This is a genomic window from Streptomyces hilarionis, from assembly GCF_024539675.1.
GTDB lineage: Bacteria > Actinomycetota > Actinomycetes > Streptomycetales > Streptomycetaceae > Streptomyces > Streptomyces hilarionis.
The window spans coordinates 1-5,009 of sequence record NZ_JAHHIT010000289.1 but is presented as its reverse complement, the minus strand read 5'-3'; the positions used below and the strand labels follow the sequence as shown (position 1 = coordinate 5,009).

5 protein-coding genes are annotated in these 5,009 nt (G+C 76.6%); 1 reads left to right on the top strand and 4 read right to left on the bottom strand.

Going from position 1 to position 5,009, the window contains the following annotated elements; translation table 11 throughout:
- Window positions 1–52: 52 nt before the first annotated feature.
- Genes KMS84_RS37790 through KMS84_RS37775 form a run of 4 tightly spaced genes read right to left on the bottom strand, consistent with a single transcriptional unit; the run spans window position 53 to window position 3,867 of the window.
- Window positions 53–1,459, bottom strand: coding sequence for an FAD/NAD(P)-dependent oxidoreductase (locus tag KMS84_RS37790; RefSeq protein WP_256921082.1), 1,407 nt, complete (start codon window positions 1,457–1,459; stop codon window positions 53–55).
- Window positions 1,452–1,751, bottom strand: a complete 300-nt coding sequence (locus KMS84_RS37785; protein ID WP_256921081.1) for a (2Fe-2S)-binding protein — start codon at window positions 1,749–1,751, stop codon at window positions 1,452–1,454. Before KMS84_RS37785 ends, KMS84_RS37790 begins: the two co-directional genes overlap by 8 nt.
- On the bottom strand, window positions 1,739–2,932 hold the full coding sequence (locus KMS84_RS37780) for an NAD(P)/FAD-dependent oxidoreductase (RefSeq protein WP_256921080.1): 1,194 nt from the start codon (window positions 2,930–2,932) through the stop codon (window positions 1,739–1,741). Before KMS84_RS37780 ends, KMS84_RS37785 begins: the two co-directional genes overlap by 13 nt.
- Window positions 2,933–2,988: 56 nt before the next feature.
- Entirely contained in the window at window positions 2,989–3,867 is an 879-nt protein-coding gene (locus tag KMS84_RS37775) for a hypothetical protein (protein WP_438819031.1), read from the bottom strand.
- A 250-nt stretch (window positions 3,868–4,117) separates the two neighbouring features.
- Between KMS84_RS37775 and KMS84_RS37770 the strand changes: the two genes are divergently transcribed.
- Window positions 4,118–4,825 (top strand): nucleotidyltransferase domain-containing protein, encoded by a 708-nt coding sequence (locus tag KMS84_RS37770; protein WP_256921079.1) that lies wholly within the window; start codon window positions 4,118–4,120, stop codon window positions 4,823–4,825.
- The last annotated feature ends 184 nt before the right edge of the window (window positions 4,826–5,009 follow it).

Here is a 5,009-nt window from a genome sequence, read left to right as displayed (position 1 = left end):
GTCTGCCGGGGCGGTCATCGGGAAGTCCCTTCGCTGTAGGGAACGTGCCAGGTCACCGGGGCGTCGTGGGGTCGGGCGGGGCGGCGAGCACGCCGAGCGGCACGGGCCGGGCGAGCAGCCGCCGGGCCGGGGTCGGCGCGCAGCCCGCGACGCCCGCCACCCCCGGTTCGCACATACGGCCCTGACACCAGCCCATTCCGGCCCGGGTCAGCAGCTTCACGGTGCGCAGATCACCCGCGCCGAGCGAGTCCACGGCCTCGCGGACGGCGCCGGCGGTGACCTCCTCGCAGCGGCACACGACCGTGTCGTCCCCGACCCGCTCCGGCCATCGCGCGGGCGGATCGCCGTACGCGTCCTCCAGGGCCGCGAAGAACCGCCGCAGCCGGGCGCGGGACCGCGCGGCCCGTGCCCACCCGCGCGGGTCGGGGGCCGTCCCGGCCAGCCGCGCGGCCGCCGACCGGCCCGCGATGTGCCCCTCGGCCAGGGACAGGTCCGCCCCGCCGATCCCCGTCGCCTCGCCCGCGGCCCAGACGCCGGGGACGTCGGTGCGCTGCTCGTCGTCCACGCGGACGCCCGCCCCGTCGAGGCGGCAGCCGAGGCCGTCCGCGAGGTCGGTGTGCGGCGTCAGACCGTGGCCGACGGCGAGCAGGTCGCAGGCCAGCCGCCGCTCGGAGCCGGGCGCCGGCCGGCCGTCGGCGTCCCACGCGGCGACCGTGACAGCCTCCAGCCGCTCGCGGCCGTGCGCCTCCACCACCAGGTGACGGGTCATCACCGCGGTCCGCGCCCGCAGGAGCCGGCCCGCGTACGCGGCGCCCTCGGCCCACTTCACGGGCGTCGTCGCCCAGGTCCGCGGCCGTCGGGCGAAGGCCCCCGCAGCGGCCGTCTCGACGAGGGCCGAGACCCGGGCGCCCGCCGCCGCCAGGCCGGTCGCGACCGGCAGCAGCAGGGGACCCGACCCGGCCACCACCGCGGTACGGCCGGGCAGCGACAGACCGCCCTTCGACAGGGCCTGCGCGCCTCCCGCGGTGACCACGCCGGGCAGGGTCCAGCCCGGGAACGGCAGGACCTTCTCGTAGCCGCCGGTGGACAGCAGCACCCCGTCGGCGCGGACCGCCGTGGCCTCCTCCTGCTCCGGGCCGAGCAGCGCGTGCACCACGAACCCGCCCGACTCGGCCTCCACGCACCACGCATGACGCTCACTCAGGTGCGTGATCCGCCCGGCGGCGAGATGCGCGTCGAGCCCGGCCCGCAGCCGGTCCCAGGTGCGCCGCTGGTGGGGAAGCGCCTGCGGTCCCCGCGCACCGGGCCCCGGGGCGGGCTGCCGGTAGAACTGCCCGCCCACCGCCGGGGCGGAGTCGATCAGCGCCACGCGCACGCCGCGCGACGCGGCCGCCAGCGCGGCGGCGAGACCCGCCGGCCCGGCTCCGACCACCGCCAGCACCGGACGCCGCTCAGTCATCGTGCCCCGTCCCCCGCTGCGTGCGGACGTCGGCGCCCCGCACGGCCGGCACCAGACAGGCCCGCTGGTTGGGACGGCCGTCGACGGTCACCAGGCAGTCGAAGCACACGCCGATCCCGCAGAAGACCCCGCGTGCGCGGCCCTCGCCCCGGGTGGTGCGCCAGGCCGTCACCCCGGACGACCACAGGGCGGCGGCGACGCTCTGCCCCGGCGACGCCCGGATCTCCCGGCCGTCGAAGGTGAGGGTGAACGGGGCGGCTGTGCGGGTCCGGGCCGGGTTCAACGGGTCCACGGGGCGGCCTCCTCGGTGCGGCGGTCGGGATGACGGGGATCGTCGAACCGGTCGGGGCGCAGCGGGACGAGGTCCAGCTCGGGCCGCGTGCCGGTGAGGGCCTGCGCGATGAGCAGCCCCGTGCCGGTCGCGAGCCCGATGCCCGCACCCTCGTGACCGCAGGCGTGGAACAGCCCGGGCACGCGCGGGTCGGGGCCGACGGCCGGCAGACGGTCCGGCAGACAGGGGCGGAAGCCGGTGTACGCGCGCATCGCCCGCACCCGCTCCAGGAACGGGAACAGCCGCGTGGCGCCCGCCGCCAGGGCGCGCACCGCGGGCAGGGAGAGGGACCGGTCGAAGCCCACCCGCTCACGGCTCGCGCCGATCAGCACCGGCCCGGCGGCGGTCCCCTCCACGACCGGCGAGGTCCGGAGCGCGGGCGAGTCGCTCGCCACGTCCGCCACGTAGTCGGCGGCGTACACCTTGTGCCGCACCCGTGGCGGCAGCGGCTCGGTGACCAGCACGAAGCCCCGGCGGGGCAGCACGGGCAGCGCGACGCCCGCCAGCGCGGCCACGTCGGCCCCCCAGACGCCGGCCGCGTTCACCACGGCCGGCGCGAGGAGGTCGCCGCGGTCCGTGCGCACGCCCCGCACGGCGCCGTCGGGGGCGCGCAGGATCCGTGTCACCGTGCGGCCCGTCTCCACCCGCGCGCCCGACGCCCGCGTCAGGTGGGCGGCGGCGAGGGCGGGCATCACCTGGGCGTCCTGCGGATAGAGCATCCCGCCGGCGAGCCCCGGCGCCAGGTGCGGCTCCAGGTCCCGCAGCCGATGCGCGTCGACGGGCACGGCGTCCACACCGGCCGCGCGCTGCCCTGCGGCCAGGTCCGTGAGCGAGGCGAGGGCGTCGGGGGTCGAGGCGACGACCAGCCCGCCCTTGGCCTCGTACTCGAAGGCCTCCGCGAGCCCCTCCCGTGCCAGGTCGCGCCACAACCGGGCCGACAGCAGCGCCAGTTCGAGTTCCGGCCCGGACTCCTTGTCGGAGACGAGGAGGTTGCCCTCGCCCGCACCGGTGGTGCCGCCGGCCACCGGGCCGCGGTCGACCAGGATCACCTCCAGCCCGGCACGGGCCGCGTACAGGGCGCAGGCGGCGCCGACCATGCCGGCGCCGACGACCACGACGTCACCGCTGGGTCGATGGGTCACCGCAGTAATATGTCACATGGTTCACAGGGGAGGAAGAAGGCGAACGGCCGCCCCGCTCAGTCGAACAGGCTGGGCTGCGGGGCCGGCGTACGGCCTGCGAGGACGTCCTTGAGCCGCGTGACGCCGTGGCTGACCGCGTCGTCGGTGCTGTCGTGGTCCACGCCGTCGGTCCCGCCGTTGACGACCGTGATCGCGTCGTCGCCGACCCGTACGACGGCGACGTCCAGGGTGAGGGTGACGGGAGAGCCGCCGGAGCTGCCCTTCACGGTCACCGTGATGCCCTGCCGGGCGTCGCCGACCTTCGGGAGGGAGGCCGCGACGACCTGCACGGAGCGCGTGGCGTTCTGCGCGCCGACCGCGTTGAACTGGTCGCACTCGGTCGGCAGCGACTTCAGCCAGGCCAGCGACTTGTCGAGGTCCGCCTTGTCGTAGGCGGCCACCTGGTAGAACAGCCGGGCCTCGTCCTGCTGGAACCCGGTGAGCGCCGAGCCGCCGGACGGCTTGCCGAGCATGTCGTTCTCGTAGAGCCCGTCGAGCAGTTGCTGGCAGGCGGCCGCCTGGGTGCGGGCCGTCACGAACCGGGCGACGTCGACCTTGCCGACCAGGAGGCGGTCGTGCCAGTTGCCCGCGGTCTTGACCTGCGTCCAGTCGTCCTCCAGATCCGCCGCGGTGATCAGCGCCATCCGTGCGCGGGCGTTCGTCAGCGGCAGCGGGGCGGGTGCGGTCGTCCGCCCGGCGACCGGTGCGGCCGCGACGTCCGATCCGCCTGCCGCGCCGTCGTCCCCGTTCGAACAGGCCGCCGCCGTGACCAGCAGGGTTCCGCAGGCCAGGGCGGCGGCCAGCCCGCGGACCGGACGACCCGGACGGGTCGGACCGGCCGGACCCGACGGGCGGGGCGGGCAGGACGGACGGGACGACGGGCGGGCGGTGGTCACGGGTGCCTCCTGAGGACGGGGGTCGGCTGCCCCTGCCTCCACGGCACCACCGGCGAGGCCGCGCGACCAGCGCACCGAGCCGTACGGGTGAGGCGGGGCGCGGGCCGTGCACCGGCCCGCCCCGGGCCGGACCTCGCGCGGAGGCGGAAAAATGCGAGGTGGTGCGGGCCGGGGCCGGGGCATCATGGGCGGTCCCGGCACGCGGCCACGGGTCCGGGAGACCATCGTCGGGGTACGACCGGGGGCACCTGTGACCGTCACCAACATCCTGCTGTCCGGCATCGTCGGCTCGACCGCCTACGGGCTCGCCCACGAGGGCTCCGACATCGACCGCCTCGGCATGTACGCCACCCCCACCGAGGAACTGCACGGTCTGCACCGCCCACCGGAGTCGCACGTCAGCACCGCCCCCGACCGCACCCTGCACGAGGCGGGCAAATGGTGCCGCCTCGCCCTGTCCGGCAATCCGACCGTCATGGAACTGGTGTGGCTGCCCGACGAGCTGTACGAGACCCGCACCGCGCTCGGCGACGAACTCATCGCCCTGCGACAGACGTTGCTCGGCGCCCGGCGGATCCGCGACGCCTACCTGGGCTACGCCACCCAGCAGTTCCGCAAACTGCGCAGCCGCCGGGACGGCTCCACCGCCGACGGCTCCCCGCAGCGCGTCGCCAAGCACGCCCGGCACCTCAAACGACTGTGCACCCAGGGCTACGAGCTGTACGCCACAGGACGGCTGACGGTCCGCGTCGACGACCCGGAGAGCTACCGCCGCTTCGGTGAGGAGGTCGCCGCCGACCCCGAAGCGGCACAACCGCTGCTGCGCCGTTTCGAGGAGGCGTTCGCCGACACCCGCAGCGCGCTGCCCGACCAGCCCGACGACCGGGCCGCCGACGCGTGGCTGCGCCGGGTGCGCAGGGAGTTCTACCCGACGGCGTCCGGGACGCCGGGCCGTTGACGCTGCCCCGCGCGGCCGTTGGCGTTCCGCGCGTTCGCGCGCGGGGGCCCGAGGAGCGCTCCGCGCCCTGACGGGGGAGAGGCGTACGAGGCAGCGCATGCCCCCCGCCACCGCGCTCGGTCCGGCGAGTGTAGGGCCGAACGACCGTGCCGGGCACGCGATTTAACGGCCCCGGCCCCGGCCC

Excerpts from the sequence above, each read along its gene's own strand:
- KMS84_RS37790 (WP_256921082.1), bottom strand. The coding sequence starts at position 1,459 with ATGACTGAGCGGCGTCCGGTGCTGGCGGTGGTCGGAGCCGGGCCGGCG.